General features: G+C 68.7%; 15 protein-coding genes. 5 read left to right on the top strand and 10 right to left on the bottom strand.

Features of this window, described 5'->3' with window-relative positions; all coding sequences use genetic code 11:
* Positions 1–16: 16 nt before the first annotated feature.
* The 3 genes from ACUTR7_RS26985 to ACUTR7_RS26975 form a co-directional block, all read right to left on the bottom strand.
* On the bottom strand, positions 17–751 hold the full coding sequence (locus ACUTR7_RS26985; protein ID WP_445610232.1) for a MotA/TolQ/ExbB proton channel family protein: 735 nt from the start codon (positions 749–751) through the stop codon (positions 17–19).
* A gap of 64 nt (positions 752–815) precedes the next feature.
* Positions 816–1,652 (bottom strand): 4-hydroxy-tetrahydrodipicolinate reductase, encoded by an 837-nt coding sequence (gene dapB / locus ACUTR7_RS26980; protein ID WP_445610231.1) that lies wholly within the window; start codon positions 1,650–1,652, stop codon positions 816–818.
* Between the two features lie 124 nt (positions 1,653–1,776).
* The gene (locus ACUTR7_RS26975) at positions 1,777–2,325 is read right to left on the bottom strand and encodes an outer membrane protein assembly factor BamE (protein ID WP_216295415.1); all 549 of its coding nucleotides are present in this window, start codon (positions 2,323–2,325) and stop codon (positions 1,777–1,779) included.
* Between the two features lie 156 nt (positions 2,326–2,481).
* On the opposite strand from ACUTR7_RS26975, the gene fur reads away from it, so the two are divergent.
* From fur to ACUTR7_RS26960, 3 genes are all read left to right on the top strand, one after another.
* A complete protein-coding gene (fur, locus tag ACUTR7_RS26970) occupies positions 2,482–2,907 on the top strand; it encodes a ferric iron uptake transcriptional regulator (RefSeq protein WP_034397437.1) in 426 nt (141 codons plus the stop codon).
* Positions 2,908–3,050: 143 nt separating this feature from the next.
* Complete coding sequence (locus ACUTR7_RS26965) at positions 3,051–4,631, top strand: DUF1800 domain-containing protein (RefSeq protein ID WP_445610230.1); 1,581 nt, start codon at positions 3,051–3,053, stop codon at positions 4,629–4,631.
* 18 nt (positions 4,632–4,649) lie between these two features.
* Positions 4,650–5,864: a DUF1501 domain-containing protein gene (locus tag ACUTR7_RS26960; RefSeq protein WP_445610229.1), complete on the top strand. Its 1,215-nt coding sequence runs from the start codon at positions 4,650–4,652 to the stop codon at positions 5,862–5,864.
* Between the two features lie 8 nt (positions 5,865–5,872).
* On the opposite strand, the gene sigJ is transcribed toward ACUTR7_RS26960, so the two are convergent.
* The 5 genes from sigJ to ACUTR7_RS26935 all read right to left on the bottom strand — a co-directional run bounded on the left by sigJ (position 5,873) and on the right by ACUTR7_RS26935 (position 12,852).
* Positions 5,873–6,814 carry an RNA polymerase sigma factor SigJ gene (sigJ, locus tag ACUTR7_RS26955; RefSeq protein WP_445610228.1) on the bottom strand — a complete coding sequence of 314 codons (942 nt, stop codon included), beginning with the start codon at positions 6,812–6,814 and terminating at the stop codon, positions 5,873–5,875.
* A 70-nt stretch (positions 6,815–6,884) separates the two neighbouring features.
* A complete protein-coding gene (locus tag ACUTR7_RS26950) occupies positions 6,885–7,385 on the bottom strand; it encodes an NUDIX hydrolase (protein ID WP_012207810.1) in 501 nt (166 codons plus the stop codon).
* A gap of 79 nt (positions 7,386–7,464) precedes the next feature.
* On the bottom strand, positions 7,465–7,989 hold the full coding sequence (locus tag ACUTR7_RS26945; RefSeq protein WP_202757612.1) for a GNAT family N-acetyltransferase: 525 nt from the start codon (positions 7,987–7,989) through the stop codon (positions 7,465–7,467).
* 94 nt (positions 7,990–8,083) lie between these two features.
* Complete coding sequence (locus ACUTR7_RS26940; protein WP_445610227.1) at positions 8,084–9,085, bottom strand: response regulator; 1,002 nt, start codon at positions 9,083–9,085, stop codon at positions 8,084–8,086.
* Entirely contained in the window at positions 9,082–12,852 is a 3,771-nt protein-coding gene (locus tag ACUTR7_RS26935) for a PAS domain S-box protein (protein WP_445610226.1), read from the bottom strand. The genes ACUTR7_RS26940 and ACUTR7_RS26935 overlap by 4 nt, the downstream gene beginning before the upstream one ends.
* 150 nt (positions 12,853–13,002) lie before the next feature.
* Between ACUTR7_RS26935 and ACUTR7_RS26930 the strand changes: the two genes are divergently transcribed.
* Positions 13,003–13,263, top strand: coding sequence for a DUF2061 domain-containing protein (locus tag ACUTR7_RS26930; RefSeq protein WP_445610225.1), 261 nt, complete (start codon positions 13,003–13,005; stop codon positions 13,261–13,263).
* A 433-nt stretch (positions 13,264–13,696) separates the two neighbouring features.
* Here ACUTR7_RS26930 and ACUTR7_RS26925 read toward each other — a convergent pair whose 3' ends face one another.
* Positions 13,697–14,665, bottom strand: coding sequence for a LysR family transcriptional regulator (locus tag ACUTR7_RS26925; RefSeq protein WP_445610224.1), 969 nt, complete (start codon positions 14,663–14,665; stop codon positions 13,697–13,699).
* A gap of 245 nt (positions 14,666–14,910) precedes the next feature.
* Here ACUTR7_RS26925 and ACUTR7_RS26920 point away from each other — a divergent pair, with 245 nt between their 5' ends.
* Positions 14,911–16,269, top strand: a complete 1,359-nt coding sequence (locus ACUTR7_RS26920) for an aspartate aminotransferase family protein (protein ID WP_088166383.1) — start codon at positions 14,911–14,913, stop codon at positions 16,267–16,269.
* A gap of 79 nt (positions 16,270–16,348) precedes the next feature.
* Here ACUTR7_RS26920 and ACUTR7_RS26915 read toward each other — a convergent pair whose 3' ends face one another.
* Positions 16,349–17,365, bottom strand: a complete 1,017-nt coding sequence (locus tag ACUTR7_RS26915) for a Bug family tripartite tricarboxylate transporter substrate binding protein (RefSeq protein ID WP_013804784.1) — start codon at positions 17,363–17,365, stop codon at positions 16,349–16,351.
* Between the last annotated feature and the right edge of the window lie 35 nt (positions 17,366–17,400).

Here is a 17,400-nt window from a genome sequence, read left to right as displayed (position 1 = left end):
CTGCCTGGCCGCCCGGTCAGGGCGCTTCCATGGGGCCGGCCGGCAGGCCGGCGACGGGCATGCCGTCATCCTGCTGCGCCTGCCCCGGCTGCTCCAGGCCGAACATGGCCTGCAGGTCATGGGCAAAGCCTTCGAGCAGGGCTTCCATCTGGGCGGCGGCGCGGCCCAGCAGGTTATAGGCCAGCACGGCCGGCAGGGCCACGGCCAGGCCGGCTGCCGTCATCACCAGGGCCTCGCCCACAGGGCCGGCCAGTTGCTCGATGCCGATCTGTCCGCTGCCGGCCAGCGTGGCCAGCGCGTGGTGAATGCCCCAGACGGTGCCCAGCAGGCCGACGAAGGGCGCCGTGGCGCCCACGGTGGCCAGCAGGGTCTGGCCCCATTGAAGCTGGTGGCTGGCCGACTGCAGCGCCTGGCGCAGGCCGCGCGTGAGGCGCACGGAGCGCGCTGCGCGCCCCGAGAGCGCCATGCCGCTGCTGCCCGTGGGCGCGAGGGCCTGGGACACGGCCCCGGCCATGGACGCCACCAGTTGCTGGCGATCGCCCTCGGCCATGCGGGCCTGGCCCGTGGCCAGGTCCGGCGCACTCCAGAAGGCCGCAATGGCCTGTGGAACGCGGCGGCGGCTGGCGGCCATGAACCAGATCTTCCAGACGATGACCACCCAGCTGGCCACCGACAGCGCCAGCAGCAGCAGCGCCGTGCCGCGCGCCACGGTGTCGCCTTGCTGCCACCAGAGCCAGAGTGGGCCGGTCATGGTCTTTATCTCGCCCGTATGGCCAAAGAGAGGTACGCGGCGCTACGGCCCAGGGTCTGTGCCATCACAGACCCAGGACATCGTTCATGTCGTACTGGCCCGTTGCCTTGCCTGCCAGGAAGCGCGCCGCCCGCAGGCTGCCCTGGGCATAGCCGGCACGGCTGCTGGACTTGTGCGAGATCTCGATGCGCTCGCCCGTGCCCGCGAACAGCACCGTGTGGTCGCCGATGATGTCGCCGCCGCGCACGGTGACAAAGCCGATGGTGTTGTCCTCGCGCGCGCCGGTGTGGCCGAAGCGCTCGTAGACGGCGCGGTCGGCCAGCTTCGTGCCCTGGGCTTCGGCGATGACCTCGCCCATCTTGAGGGCCGTGCCCGAGGGGGCATCGACCTTGTGGCGGTGGTGGGCCTCGACGATTTCGATGTCATAGCCGCTGGACAGCGCCTTGGCCGCCATCTCCAGCAGCTTGAAGGTGACGTTCACGCCCACGCTCATGTTGGGCGACAGCACCACGGCCGTGCGCTGGGCGTACTCGGCGATGCGGGTCTTTTGCTCGTCGCTGAAGCCCGTGGTGCCGATGACCAGCTTGACGCCCAGCTCGGCGCAGATGGCCAGGTGGTCCATCGTGCCTTCGGGGCGCGTGAAGTCGATCAGGCAATCGGCCTTGGAAAGCGCGGCACGCACATCGCTTTCGATGGCGATGCCGCTGGGCTGGCCCAGGAAGGCCGAGGGGTCGGTGCCCAGCGAAGGGCTGTCGGCGCGGTCCAGCGCGGCGGCCAGCGCAAGGTCATCGCTTTGCGCGATGGCCTCGATCAGCATGCGGCCCATGCGGCCGGAGGCGCCGGCCACGGCCACACGCAGGCGCTGGTTGTTGCTGGAGGAAGTGGCGGTCGTGGCGTTCATGTCGGGAAAGGGATGCACAAGCTCAATGCATGGACAGCAGGCAAAAGCGGCGCCAGACAGGCGCTGCAGCGGCCGCCATCCACGGAAAAACGCCCGCATGCCTTGCGGCGCGCGGGCGGCGATATCAACGGGCGCCGGATTCCAGTGGCGGGTAGCTGGCCGCTGTGGGCGGCGGATCGGCGGCCACGGGCTCTTCCACAGGCTTGGCGGCCGGGAACTTGGACAGCTGCTCCTCGCTGGCTTCCAGCTGAGGAATCTTGCCCAGCTTCTTCTTGGAGCCCAGGCTGGCGACGAATTCGGCCTCGGTGGGCATCTCGTCGCCTTCGGAGCGGGCAAACAGGTCGCCGTTGAAGAAGACGGTCAGCTTGCGCACCTGAGAATCGACGCCGGGGCGCTTGATGGTGAACACATATTCCCAGCGGTCGGCGTGGAATACGCTGGTGACCAGCGGCGTGCCGAGAATGTCGCGCACCTGCTGGCGGCTCATTCCGGGCTGCAGGGCCTCGACCTGTTCACGGGAGACGAAGTTGCCTTGGACGACCTCGACCTTGTAGGGAGTGACGACATTGGCGACTCGGTGCGCGGCGCCATCGAGGCTGCTGCAGCCTGCCAGCGCCACCCCGATCGACAGCATCAGGGCCGCACTCGTGCGGCAACGGGCTTGAACATGCATTGGTATCAGCATAGGGATATGATCGTGGATCATTGTAGCGGCTGGTCCCTAGGGCTTGCGATCATGCGACGCCCCTGGCACCAGGGCCATTTTGTTCGCCGCCCCGCGCCTGCCATGGTGGCAGTCCAGCGGGCAGTCTCTGCCAAAGACCCAGACATGAAGAACATCGACGAACTCAAGAGTACCGGCCTGAAGGCCACGCTTCCCCGCCTGAAGATCCTGGAGATCTTCCAGACGGGTGCGCAACGCCACATGACGGCCGAAGACGTGTTCCGCGTGCTGCTGGACGAACGCTCGGACATCGGCCTGGCCACGGTCTACCGCGTGCTCACGCAGTTCGAGCAGGCCGGCATCCTCATCCGCAGCAATTTCGAGAGCGGCAAGGCCGTCTACGAACTCAATGAAGGCCAGCACCACGACCACTTCGTGTGCACCAGCTGCGGCAAGGTCGAGGAGTTCTACGATCCCGATATCGAAAAGCGCCAGAACCTGATCGCCAAGGCCAAGGGCTGGGTGATCCAGGACCACTCGATGGCCCTGTACGGACACTGCGCGGAGTGCGCAAGCCGGGCAAGCAAGTAAGGCCGGGTCCCTCAGAAAAAGCGGAGTGCTTCACACTCCGCTTTTTTTTGCCTTTTACTTTTTGCTACCGGCGCTTTACAGGGCGAAGCACATGGGTGGAGGATGCTGGCGTCCAATGGATGCCCCCTACCCACCGAGACACCATGCGCCGCACTTCGCCGTTCGCCATCGCTCTCACTTTCTCCGCCATCGTCCTAGCCACAGGCTGTGCGTCCTTGCAGGCCCCGCCGCCGTCCGCAGCGGCCGCGCTGCAGGGAGTGGCCGAGGCACCGCTCACCGCAGCGCAGCGCCAGCAATGGCTGGACCGCGTGACCTGGGGCGCCACCGACAGCGAGGATGGACAGCTGCAGCGCCTGGGCCTGAAGGCCTGGCTGGCCCGGCAGTTGCAGCCCGGCCCCCGGCCGCTGCCGCCGCAGGCGCAGCAGCGGATTGACCAGCTGGGCATCAGCCAGCGCCCCATGAACGAGGTGCTGCTGGAACTGGAGACCCAGCGCAAGGCCGTGCAGGAGGCGGCATCGGCCGATGAAAAGGCCACGCTGCAGCAGACCTACCAGCGCACGCTGAACCAGTTGGGCAACGATGCCCAGAAGCGCTTCGTGATCCGCGCGCTGTACTCGCCGGCGCAGTTGCAGGAGCAGATGACCTGGTTCTGGATGAACCATTTCAGCGTCAGCCTGCGCAAGGCCGATATCCGCGCCTGGGTGGGCGACTACGAGGAGCAGGCCATACGCCCGCATGCGCTGGGCAGCTTTCGCAGCCTGCTGGAAGCCTCGCTGCGCCACCCGGCCATGCTGCGCTACCTGGACAACGCCAGCAATGCGGCAGGCCGCATCAACGAGAACTACGCGCGCGAACTGCTGGAGCTGCACACCATGGGCGTGGGCAGCGGCTACACCCAGGCCGATGTGCAGGAGATGGCGCGCATCCTGACCGGCGTGGGCATCAGCCTGCAGCCGGCCGGCACGCCGCCGCCGCCGCGCATGCGCCCCGAGCGCCAGGGCGACTACCTGCGCTCGGGCTTTTTCGAGTTCAACCCCAACCGGCACGACTACGGCCCCAAGACCTTCCTGGGCCAGCCCATGCACGCACGCGGCATGGCCGAGGTCCAGGAGGCGCTGGACCGCATCGTCGCCTCGCCGACCACGGCGCAGTTCATCGCGCGCAAGCTGGCGGTGTTCTTCATTGCCGACGATCCGCCGCCCGCCCTGGTGCAGCGCACGGCCCAGGCCTTCACGCGCAGCCGGGGCGATATCGCGGCCACCGTGGCGGCGCTGCTGGCCGATCCCGAGGCTGCCCGCTTCGGCCGCAAGTTCCGCGATCCGCTGCACTACGTGCTGGCCGCCACGCGGCTGTCGGTGGACCAGCGCGTGGCGGCCGACGTGGCGCCGGTGCTGGGCTGGGTCAACCGGCTGGGGCAGAACCTCTATGCGCATGAGACGCCGGACGGCTATCCGCAGATGCAGTCCGACTGGGCCAGCTCGGGCCAGATGGCGGCGCGCTTCGAGGTGGCGCGCCAGATCGCCACGCGCAGCGCCGTGCTGTTCCGCACCGACCCCGCAGACGCGCTGGAGAAGCCGCCCTACCCCACGCTGTCGGAATTGGCCAGCGTGCGCCAGCGCCTGCCGCAGTGGAGCCAGGCCACTCAGGCGGCACTGGCCCAGGCCCGCAATCCGGCGGACTGGAATACCTACTTCCTGTCCGCCCCCGAAATGATGTTCCGCTGACCCCCGGGGAGACTGTCCATGCAGCGACGCCACTTTCTGTCCCTGGCCTCCACCCTGCCCTTTGCCGCCCACCTGGGCCGGCTGCAGGCCGCCACGCCCCAGCCAGCCACGCCGCGCCTGCTGCTGGTGTTTCTGCGCGGCGCCTATGACAGCAGCAATCTGCTCGTGCCCACGCACAGCGACTTCTACTACGAGGCCCGCCCCAGCATCGCCATTGCCCGGCCCGGCGAGGCCCGGGGCGCCCTGGCGCTGGACGACCGCTGGGGCCTGCACCCGGTGCTGCAGGACAGCATCCACCCGCTGTTCCAGGCAGGCCAGGCCTGCTTTGTGCCCTTTGCGGGCACGCACGACCTGTCGCGCAGCCATTTCGAGACGCAGGACTCCATCGAGCTGGGCCAGGGCCTGGACGGGCGCCGCAGCTACCAGTCGGGCTTTCTGAACCGGCTGGCCCAGGTGCTGGGACAGGATGGCCGCACGGCGGTATCGCCCATGGCCTTCACGCCCCAGCTTCCGCTGCTGCTGCGCGGCAGCCTGCCGGCCGCCAACATGGCGCTGGCATCCGTGGGCAAGGGCGGCCTGGACGATAGACGCAGCCAGGCCATTGCCGCCATGTATGCGGGCACTGCCCTGGGCCCGGCCGTGCAGGAGGGCTTTGCGGTGCGTGATGCCGTGCAGCGCAGCGTGCAGGAGGAAATGGACCAGGCCGGGCGCAATGCCATCAGCGCACGCGGCTTTGCCCTAGTGGCGCAGCGCATGGCGGCCCTGATGCGCGAGCGCTTCGACCTGGGCTTCGTCGATGTGGGCGGCTGGGACACGCACGTGGCCCAGGGCGGCGCCACGGGCGCGCTGGCCGGGCGGCTGGACGAGCTGGGCCGGGGCCTGGCCGGCTTTGCCCAGGAGATCGGCCCCGAGGCCTGGCGGCATACGGTGGTGGTGGTGATCAGCGAGTTCGGCCGCACCTTCCGCGAGAACGGCAACAAGGGCACGGACCACGGCCACGGCACGACCTACTGGCTGCTGGGCGGCGGGCTGTCCTCGCGCGCGGGCGGGCGCATCGTGGGCGAGCAGGTCGAGGTCAACCAGAAAAACCTGTTCCAGAACCGCGACCATCCCGTGCTCAACGAGTACCGCGCCGTGCTGGGCGGCCTGTTCCAGCGCATGTATGGATTGAGCCCGGCCCAGCTGCAGCGCGTGTTCGAGGGCGTCACGCCCCGCGATCTTCAGTTCATCTGACCCTCTGACTACGCTGCAGGGCCTGCCGGGAACGGCAGTGGCGCCGGCACGGCCACGCCGGCCAGCTTGTCGGGGTTGCGCAGCGTGTAGATGCAGCGGATCAGGCCGTCCTCGACCAGCAGCGTCTGCACGGACTCCAGTTCGCCGTCGATGCAGCGCAGCAGGCCCGGCAGGCCGTTGACGCGCGCCAGGTGCAGGGTCTGGCGCTGGCCGTTGCGCCGCATGCGGCGCGTGGTGGCGAAGTACAGCAGGGCCAGGCGCCGGCCCGTCTCCAGCACGCGGCCGAACGAGGGCACCTTGCCGCCGCCGTCGCTGATGAGCTCGGCATCGGGCGCGAACAGCGCCTGGATCTGCGCGAAGTTCCCGCCCTGCACGGCCTGCGCAAAGCGCTGCAGCAGCGCGGCATGGGCCTCGGGCGGCGCCGCAAAGCGCGGGCGGCCGGCCTGCACATGGCTGCGGGCGCGGTGCACGAGCTGGCGGCAGGCAGCCTCGCTGCGGCCCAGGGCCTGGGCCACCTCGGCATAGTCGGCATCGAAGATCTCGCGCAGCAGGAAGGCCGCACGTTCGTCGGGGGTGAGCTGCTCCAGCACGAACATCAGGGCCGTGGACACGTCGTGGGCACGCTCCAGCAGGTCTTCGGCCGAGGGCGCGGCCTCCTCGGCCCAGGGCTGGACCAGGGGCTCGGGCAGCCAGAAGCCCTGGTAGTGCTCGCGCTCGGCGCGCAGGCGGCGCAGCCGGTCTATGGCCAGGCGCGTGGTCACGGAGACCAGCCAGGCCTCGGGCTGCTCTATGCCGGCGCGCTCGGCGCCATGCCAGCGCAGCCAGGCTTCCTGGACCAGGTCTTCGGCATCGGCGCGCTGGCCCAGCATCCGGTAGGCCAGGCCGAACAGGCGCGGGCGGTGGCGCTCGAACAGCGCCAGGGGATCGTCAGGGGCGGAGGAGGTCTGCATGCCATCAAGACGCGGGAGCGTGGCGTTTTGTGACAGACAGGGCCGGCATGGTGCTCGGTGCCTTGGTGACTCAGTGGGGCTGCGGAGCCTGCATCACGCTGGGATCGGTATGGATCAGCTCCAGCGGATAGCGGCGGCCGGCCAGGTAGTCCTCGATGCTTTGCATCACCAGCGGGCTGCGGTGCTGGGCTGCGCAGGCCTTGAGTTCGTCCAGCGTCATCCAGACCGTGCGCAGAATGCCGTCGTCCAGCGGCTGGCCGGGCCGGAAGTCGCCCAGCTCGCCCGTGAATGCAAAGCGCAGATAAGTGATGTCCGAACCCGTGCGCGTGCGCACGAAGCGGTTCAGGTAAATGCCGACCAGGGCCGTGGGCACGAAGTCGTGCGCGGTTTCCTCATCGACCTCGCGCACGCAGGCGGCGATGGGCGACTCGGCCGGGTCGAGATGGCCTGCGGGCGTGTTGTAGCGCACGCCATCGGCCGTGTCTTCTTCCACCAGCAGAAAACGGCCATCGCGCTCAATGATGGCCGCCACAGTGACATTGGGTTTCCAGCGATCGGGCATGGCGCGCATTATGACCAGAGGCGGCCGCCACGTCCCCGGCCAAAACCCCCTCAACACGCCCTGCCGGCCACCCGCGCGACACCGCGCCCTACAGCGGCCGGACCATGTACAGCGCACCGTCGCCATAGCTGTCCAGGCGCTGCTGCTGCAGCGGGTTCGCCAGCGCCTGCACGGCATAGCCATGGCGCTCCCAGTAGCCGCGTGAGCCCTGCACCGAGACCAGGGCCGTGTGGCGCAGGCCTTCGGCGCGCGCCCGCTCCCACAGCGGCGCCAGCAGCGCACGGGCCAGGCCCTGGCCTGCAGCCTCGGGGTGCACGGCCATGTCGTGCAGGTAGAGGGTGTCGGCCTGCTCCACGGCTTCGAAGTCACCGTGCAGCGGCGTGATCTTGGCCATGAGGCTGCGGTAGGCCGCGAGATAGGCGCGCACCCGGCCGCCCTGCTCCAGCGCCAGCGAGCAGTTCGCCGCGCTGGCCAGGCGCCGCGCAAAGACCTCGCCGCTCTCGGCATAGTCCGCGCCATAGCAGGCCAGCTGGATGTGCAGCAGATCGGACAGGTCGGCAGCGGTCAGTGCACGGACATGGAAGCGGCCAGCGAGGGGCGGGGGAGAAGACATGGACAGGTCATTTGAGCGGCGATGGCAGGCCCGCCAGGGTAAGCGATGGCCCATGCCCCAGCATGCCCTGCCGGAATCGGTGCTGCCGGTGCAGTCAATCCTTCCAGCGCTCGCGTATGTCTTCCAGCTGCGGGCGCAGGCCGATGAACAGCGGCACCAGGCGCGGGTCGAAATGGGCGCCGGCCTGCTGCTCTATGTGCTCCATGGCGTCGTCCACGGTCCAGGCGTGCTTGTAGGGGCGCTCCGTGGTGAGCGCGTCGAACACGTCGGCCACGGCCACGATGCGCGAGGCCAGCGGAATGTACTCGCCCGCCAGGCCCTGCGGGTAGCCCGTGCCGTCCCATTTCTCGTGATGGGTCAGCGCAATGCTGTAGGCCATCTGCAGCACCTGGGAGTCGTGCTCGCCAATGATCTCGGCGCCGATCTGCGGATGACGGCGCATGACCGTCCATTCCTCGGCCGTCAGCGGGCCGTTCTTGAGCAGGATGGCGTCGGGGATGCCGATCTTGCCCACGTCGTGCATGGGCGCGGCGTTGAGCAGGTCGTCCGCCCACTCGTCCGTGCAGCCCGCCGCCAGCGCCAACGTCTTTGCGTAGTGGCTCATGCGGATCACGTGCATGCCGGTTTCGTTGTCGCGGTACTCGGCCGCGCGGCCCAGGCGCTGCACGATCTGCAGGCGGGTGCTGCGCAACTCGTCGAGCTTGACCAGCGACAGGTGGTTGCGCACCCGCGCGCGCACCACAGGCGCACGCACGGGCTTGACGATGTAGTCCACCGCGCCGGAGGCAAAGCCCAGCGCCTCGTCCTGCCCGTCCGACAGGGCCGTGATGAAGATCACCGGGATGCGGGCGGTGTCGGCATGTGCCTTGAGCTGGCGGCACACGGCGTAGCCATCGAGCTCGGGCATCATGATGTCCAGCAGGATCAGGTCCGGCTGGTGCTGTGCCAGCTGCAGTGCCTTGCGCCCGTCCGTGGCGAACGAGAGCCGGTAGTCCTCGCCCAGGATCTGGCGCAGCACATGCAGGTTGGTCGGGTCGTCATCGACCAGCAGCAGGCGCGGGCGCTTGTCCGTTGCCAGTAGATTGGGCGCATTCATGCTCTGTCTCCATCGATCGAGGGCAGTTGCTGCTGCAGCTGCTGGGCGCATTCCTGCGCACGCTCGAAGTCGAAATTATCCAGTGCCTGCTGCAGTGGTTGCAGCTGTTCGGCCGTCAGCATGCGCACCAGGGCCTGCATGGCCTGCCCGTCCAGCTCCCCGCTTTGCAATGCGGCAACGATGCGCTCCAGCCAGGGCCGGGCATCGGCCGGCAGGCAGGACGCGCCGCCCTGCGGCCCGGCATCGGCCACGGGCGGCGCCGGTGCCGTGCCGCCGGGCAGCGCCTGGCCCGCGACCTCGGCCACCGGCATGGCGGCCGGATGGCGCTGGCGCAGCTCCTGCGTCACGGCATCCAGCGCCTGCTGCAACTGGTCGATGAGGGCAAGCAGCTGGGGCTGCGGGGCGCCATCCTGCGCATGGCCTTCCAGGCGCGATGCCAGGCGGTACACGGCCTGCAGCCCCAGGTTGCCTGCCGCGCCGCGCACGCGGTGCGCCAGGCCCACCAGGGCTTCGGTCCCCGGGCGCTGCAGGGCACGGCGCAGGCGATCGGCCAGGTCAAGCTGCTCATTCAGAAAGCGCCGAATGGCGGCCACCAGCGGATCGACCCGGCCCCACAGCGCAATGCCCGAGGCCCAGTCCACCGTGACATCGGGCAGCCCCGCCTGGGCACTGGCGGGCGCAGGCGGCCTGGCCTCCTTGAGTGCCACCTGCAGCGACAGCAGCCGCGCGATCTCGGCCTGCAGCCGCGCCATGTCCAGCGGTTTGGAGGCAAAGCCGTCCATGCCGGCGGCGCTGGCGTCGCTACGGTCCTTCTCCAGCACGCTGGCCGACAGCGCGACGATGGGCACGGGCCGGCGCTGCAGTTGCCGCTCCCAGACGCGGATGGCGCGCGCCGCCGCCAGGCCGTCCATGCCCGGCATCTGCAGGTCCATCAGCACCACGTCGAAGGGCGGCTCCTGTGCCTGCACGCAGCGCAGCGCCTCGGCGCCGTCATGCGCCAGCGCCATCTGGTGGTTCTGGCTGGAGAAGTTGATCTGCAGCAGCTCCAGGTTCTCGGGCACATCGTCCACGGCCAGGATGTGCAGCGGCGGCAGGCCGCGGCTGGCCGCGCCGCGCTCGGACAGCGGGCTCTCGCCGACCGGCAGGGGCAGGCGCACCTCGAACACCGTGCCCACGCCCACCGTGCTGTGCAGCTGGATGCTGCCGCCCATGAGCTCGGCCAGCTGGCGCGAGATGGTCGTGCCCAGGCCCGTGCCGCCAAAGCGCCGCGTGGTCGAGGCATCGGCCTGGGCGAAGGGGTCGAAGATGCGGTGGATCTTCTCGGGCGCGATGCCGATGCCCGTGTCATGCACATCGAGCTGCAGCACGCCCTGCTCGTAGCGCACGCGCAGCAGCACATGGCCACGCTCGGTGAACTTCACGGCATTGCCCAGCAGGTTCACCAGGATCTGCTGCACGCGCATGCCGTCGCCGCGCAGGGCCGCCGGTGTGTGCGGGTCGTAGTCCAGGCGCAGGTCCAGGCCCTTGCGGTCGGCCGTGATGCGCAGCGACGCCAGGATCTGCTGGCACAGCTCGCGCACCGAGAAATCCTCGATCTCCAGCTCCACCGCGCCCTTGTCGAGCTTGGCCGTGTCCAGGATGTCATTGAGCAGGCGCAGCATGGAGCGCGCCGCGTAGTGCACCGTGTCCAGGTAGCGCGCCTGCGTGGGCTGCAGGGCGGTTTCGCGCAGCGCCTCGGTGAAGCCGATGATGGCGTTCATGGGCGTGCGGATTTCGTGGCTCATGTTGGCCAGGAAGGTGCTGCGCGCGGCGGCGGCCGCCTCGGCATGCTCCTTGGCCAGCACCAGCTCCTGGGCCAGCTTGCGCTGGGCACTGATGTCGGTGAGCAGCTTGACGATCTTGTAGGGCCGGCCGTCGGCGTCGCGTATGGGGTTGTAGGTGGCCTGCACCCAGATGCGCCGCCCCTCGCGCCCGCAGCGCAGGAATTCGCCGGCCTGGAATTCGCCCTCGGCCAGGCGGCGCCAGAACTGCACATGCTCGGGCGTGTGGGCATAGCCGGGCTCGCAGAACATGCCGTGGTGGCGGCCCGCGACCTCGTCGAGCCGGTAGCCGAACAGGTCCAGGAAATTGCGGTTGGCGCGCAGCACTTGGCCCAGCAGGTCGTACTCGATGGTGGCCAGCGACAGGTCGATGGCGCGCACCGTGCCCTCGAACTCGGCATTGCGCGCGCGCGCCGCCGTCTGGTCCATGATCACGCCGTCGATCCAGGTCAGCTCGTCGTGCTCGTTGAAGACGCCGCGCCCGGTCTCGGACACCCAGCGGGTGCTGCCGTCGCGGTGCAGCAGGCGGTAGTCGGCGTTGTAGGTCTGGCGCCGTGACAGCGAATGCGAGACCGCAGCCTCCAGCCGGTCGCGGTCCTCGGCATGGATGAGCCGGTCCCAGCCCGTGAGTCCGTCCGTGAAGTCCTGCTCCGTCCAGCCGGTCAGCTCCTTGATGGAGCGGCTGAGCAGCAGCGGCGTCCACTTGCCGTCGTACAGGCAGCGGAAGGTGGTGCCGGGCACGTTGTTGATCAGGGTGCGGTACTGCTCCTCGCTGCGGCGCAGCGACTGCAGCATCTGGCGGCGCTCGCGGATGTCGGTCACAAAGCCCACGAACAGCGGATCGCCCGCAATCGCCACCCGGCCCACGGCCAGGCGCACGGCGATCTGCGTGCCGTCCTTGTGCAGGGCATGGACATCGCGGCTGGAGCCGAGCAGGCCTGCAAAGCCCGCGGCCAGCTGCTTTTCCAGCGAGCCGCCCTCACCATCGCAGCCCGACGCAGGCATGAGCAGGCTGGCGCTGCGGCCCAGCACCTCCTGCGCCGTCCAGCCCAGCAGCCGCTCGGCCGCGCCGTTGAACGAGACGATGCTGCCGCGCCCGTCGATCATCACGATGCCGTCCACCGCCGTATCCACCACGGCGCGCAGGCGCGACTCGCTGCGCTGGACCTGCCGGTAGATCTGGCGGTAGCGCAGCGTCATGTTGACCGCGAGCACCAGGCCGAAGATCAGCACCACCACGCCCACGATGGAGAACACCAGCAGCGCATGCGTGGGCGCCTCCTGCTGCGCCAGCGCATCGATACCGGGCTTGAGGCGCAGTGCGTACAGGCCCGCATAGTGCATGCAGGAAATGGCCATGCCCATGACTATGCCGGCCACCAGCGTGGGCCACAGGCGGCCCGTGTTGCCCAGCCGAAAGCGCACCCACAGCGACAGCATGGCCATGGTGGCGGCCACGATCACCGACAGCAGCACGCCCCAGGGGTCGTAGAGCATCAGGCTCCAGGTCTGGGCCGCCGCCATGCCGATGTAGTGCATGGAGCCAATGCCCAGCCCCATGAGCACGCCGCCGCCGACCAGCGCCTGGGCGGACAGCCGGGGCCGCACCATCAGCGTCAGCGCCAGCCAGGACGCCAGCATGCTGGGCAGCATGGACAGCGCGGTGATCCAGGGGTCGTAGTCGCCGAAGGTGCAGGGCACAAAGGCGAGCATGCCGATGAAGTGCATGGCCCAGATGCCGGCGCCCAGGCAGAAGGCGCCGGTCAGCACGCCGGTGCGGCGTATCCGGGGCGAGGCGGCATTGCGCGCCAGCCCCGCGATCTGCATGGCCATCATCGACGTGGCCACGGCCACCCCCACCGACAGCGCCACCAGGCCCGGATGCAGCCACTGGAACCACTGCGGATGGGGTGCCCATCCGAGCACGAAGATCTCGTCCCAATTCATGGCGCCCCCCCTGAATGGCACAGGGCCACGGCACCTGCCTGCCCGCCATCGATAGTCTTCATGTCTTTGATAATCATTTTCGATTGGCCGCAGCTATTGACCACACCTAGCATGGAGTCTCATCACGAGAAAAGCCCCGAGGAAAGCCCCATGACCTGCATCCGCCAGACCTTGCACCACCACCGCCACACGCTGATGAAAACCGCCAGCTACTACGTCATCCACGTCACGGTGGCGGCGGCCGTGGCCTATGCCGTGACCCGCAACCTCTGGGCCGCGCTGACGCTCAGCCTGCTGGAGCCCACTGTCCAGGCCGTGGCCTTCTTCTTCCATGAAAAGCTCTGGGAACGGGGCCTGCGCCGCCGTGCCGATGCCGCCGCCGCGATGGCGCCGCCCACGGCTGCAGCCTGAGCCTGCCGGGAGCGCGGAGATGAACATGCCTATGCCCATGCCCATGCCGACACCCATGCAGCCCCTTGGCGCAGACTCATTCGGGAAATGGCTGGCCGAGACCCTGGCCAGGATGGTCGATGGCGGCACGGGCTGAAACCCGGCCCTGCCGTGGCGGCAAGAGAGGTGGACATGGCGGCGCATGGTGGCAAGAACCCGGGAAATGCGAAATCGTTGGTATCAAGGCGCTGCTCGTACGGCCCAGGGCCGACACGGAATCCATGCATGCATGTCGGCGCAATCGGGGCGGACTGAAGCCCTGGCCCCGGCCACAATGCCAAACATTGTCAAGCGCATACGCTGCAAAAACCTGAGCACAAGCTGTGTAAAAACCTGTGCACATCCTGATATCAAACCTGTGAATTTCCTCTTTCCAAGGCTGTGATGAACCCGTTCATCCATGGTGCACGGCCAGTAGCGCGTCAATGAAGACCCGGGCTGCACGCCCAGGGGCCACGGCATTGCGCCAGACCGCGAAGAAATCGCACAGATAGAAAAAGCGGTGCGGTGCCACGGCCTGCAGCAGGCCCTGGTCCTGCATGGCCTGTGCATAGTGATCGGGCAGAAAGCCCAGGTAGCGGCCCGATCGCACCAGCATGGCAATGGCCTCCTGGTCAAAACCCGTGGCCTGGCGCTGCAGGCCGGCCTGGTGGCTGAGCGCCATGTTGGGCGACTGGTAGCCCAGGCCTGCGAAGGCATGCGCACCCAGGCTGTCCCAGTCCAGAGCGCCATGGTCGGCGCCATGCAGCGGATGGCCGGGGGCGCAGTACAGCTGCATGCGCTCGCCAAACAGCCGGGCGCTGTCCAGCGCGCCCGAACTGGGTGCCGATGGCAGCACGCCCACCTGCCAGCGCCCCTCCATCAGCCCCCGCTCGATGGCCTGGATGGAGGCCACATGCAGACGCAGATGCAGCTGCGGCGCCTGGTCGTGCAAAACGCCGATCGCCTCGGGAATGCGCGACTGCGGATTGCCCACGGTCTTGTCGAACAGCGCCACGTCCAGCGTGCCAGCCAGCCGGCCATGGATGTCGTCCACCTGGCCCAGGAAGCCTTCCACGCCACCGAGCAGTTGCAAGGTGGCCTCATAGATGCGGTGGCCTTCGGGCGTGAGCGCGAAGCCCGCGCGCCCGCGCCGGCACAGCGTCAGGCCCAGGCGCTCCTCCAGGTCCTTCATATGGCGGCTCAGCGTGGAGCTGCCGATGTTCAGCTCCAGCTCGGCAGCCGACATGCCGCCGCACTCGACCACGGCCTTGAACACGCGCAGCAGGCGCAGGTCCATGTCGCCCAGCTGGCCCAGCGCGGCGCGCGCGCGCCCGTCCCGCGCCGGGCGGCCTGGGGTGCTGTCCATCGAAAAATCCGCCATCGCCCTTCGCCTCCCGGTGCCCGCCTGAACCGGCCACCACTACAGGGGAGCCACTATAGGCGAGCACCAGGGCGGAGACGGCCATGGATTCCCACAATGCGCGCTCTCCGGGCCCGGACCGGCAAGCCCCTGCTCACTTGCAGGAATCCGCAAGTGAACCTCGATATCACGCACTTCGAGAAATCAAAAGGCACGATCACAATGGGCCGGTTCCTTTTTTTCTTTCCCGGCCCGAGGAGATCACCATGACCCTGGTTCCCACCGAACAAGGCACTGCAGCCGCCACGCGCACCGATGCCGCCTGGCTTGACGCCCACTGGATGCCCTTCACCGGCAACCGCGAGTTCAAGGCGCGCCCGCGCATGATCACCAGCGCCCAGGGCGCCTACTACACCGATGCCGACGGCCGCAAGATCTTCGACGGCCTGTCGGGCCTGTGGTGCTCGGGCCTGGGCCATGGCCGCCGCGAGATCGCCGAAGCCATCGGCCGCGCGGCCCAGCAGCTGGACTATGCGCCGGCCTTCCAGTTCGGCCACCCGGCCTCGTTCGCGCTGGCCAACAAGATCAAGGAGCTGACGCCTGCAGGCCTGGACCATGTGTTCTTCACGGGCTCGGGCTCGGAGGCGGCCGACACGGCGCTGAAGATGGCGCGCGCCTACTGGCGCGCCAAGGGCCAGGGTGGCAAGACCCGGCTGATCGGGCGCGAGAAGGGCTACCACGGCGTGAACTTCGGCGGCATCTCCGTCGGCGGCATGGTGGGCAACCGCAAGACCTTCGGCCAGGGCGTGGAGGCCGACCACCTGCCGCACACGCAGCCAGCGCTGGGGTCCTTCCACAAAGGCATGCCCACCACCGATGGCCGCGCGCTGGCCGACAGGCTGCTGGACCTGATCGCCCTGCATGACGCCAGCAACATCGCGGCCGTCATCGTCGAGCCCTTCTCGGGCTCGGCCGGCGTGGTGATTCCGCCGGCCGGCTACCTGCAGCGCCTGCGCGAGATCTGCACGCAGAACAACATCCTGCTGATCTTCGACGAGGTCATCACGGGCTTTGGCCGCTGCGGCGCCATGACGGGGGCCGAGGCCTTCGGCGTCACGCCCGACATCATGAACATCGCCAAGCAGGTGACCAATGGCGCCCAGCCCCTGGGCGCCGTGGTGGCCAGCAAGGAGATCTACGACACCTTCATGGCGGCCGGCGGCCCCGAGTACATGCTGGAGTTCCCGCACGGCTATACCTACTCGGCCCACCCCATTGCCTGCGCAGCAGGCGTGGCCGCGCTGGACCTGCTGCAGCGCGAGGACGGCCCGGGCCGCGTGCGCGCGCTGGCCCCGTTCTTCGAGCAGGCCGTGCACAGCCTCAAGGGAGCAAAGCATGTGGCCGACATCCGCAACTTCGGCTTGGCTGCGGGCTTCACCATCGAGTCGCTGCCCGGCGAGCCGGCCCGCCGTCCCTACGAGATCGCCATGAAGTGCTGGGACAAGGGCTTTTACGTGCGCTACGGCGGCGACACCATCCAGATCGCGCCGCCCTTCATCAGCGAGAAGGCCGAGATCGAGCGGCTGGTCAGCGCCCTGGGCGATGCCCTGACGGAAACGAACTGAGCATCTCCGGCACATGAGAAAAGCCCCTGGGCCGTGAGGCCGCAGGGGCTTTTTACATGGCAATGGCAAGGCTGCGAAATCAGTCCAGCGTGATGCCCGCGTTCTTGATCACATCGCGCCACTTGTCCACTTCCACGCGCAGGAACTGGGCCGAGGCATCGGGCTTGAGGCCCGAGGGCAGCACGCCCATGGCGTCCAGCTTTTCCTTGACCTCGGGCGCGGGCAGGGCCTTGGCGATCTCGGCGTAGAGCCTGTCCACGATGGGCTTGGGCGTGCCTGCGGGCACGGCCGCGAGGAACCAGGCATCGGCCGTGAAGTCCTTGAGGCCGGCCTCGGACATGGTGGGCACGTCGGGCATGGACTGCAGACGCTCGTTGTGGGCCACGGCCAGGGCGCGCACCTTGCCGGCCTTGAGCTGCGCGGCAATCGTCACGGCCGTGAGAAAGCCGAAGTCGGTCTCGCCGGCGGCCAGCGAGACCACCGAAGGCGCACTGCCCTTGTAGGGCACGTGGCCGATCTTGACCTTGGCCTGCATGGCATACAGCTCGGCGCCCAGATGGTTGGGGCCGCCCGTGCCCGACGAGGGGTAGTTGAGCTTGCCGGGCTGGGCCTGGGCCGCCGCCGTCAGCTCCTTGAGCGAGTGGAACGGGCTTTGCGCGCCCACGGTGAGCACCAGCGGGCTGCGTGCCACCAGGCTGATGGGCGCGAAGTCGCGCAGCGGGTCATAGGGCAGCTTGGTGTACAGGCCCTTGGCCATGGCCATGCAGCCCACATCGCCCAGCACCACGGTGTAGCCGTCGGCCGGCGCCTTGGCCACCAGGTCGCAGCCGATGGTGCCGTTGGCGCCGGGCTTGTTGTCCACCACCACCGTGGTGTGCATGCTCTCGCCCATCTTTTGCGCCAGCAGGCGGCCCAGGATGTCGGTGGAGCCGCCAGGCGCAAAGGGCACGACCAGGCGAATGGTCTTGGACGGATAGCTGCCTGCGCCCTGGGCATGGGCGAGGGGCGCCGCCAGCGTGGCCGCCAGCGCCAGGCCGCCGGCCAGGGCGCGCCACAGGGCAGGGGTACGGGAAGATGCGAAAGGGGTTTGTCTCATGCTGTTGTCTCGTGAGGGGGTGGAATGCGTGAAGG

It is taken from the genome of Delftia sp. NA_296.1 (assembly GCF_052692095.1).
The sequence above is the reverse complement of the archived record's forward strand: the minus strand, read 5'-3'. Positions and strand labels throughout refer to the sequence as shown.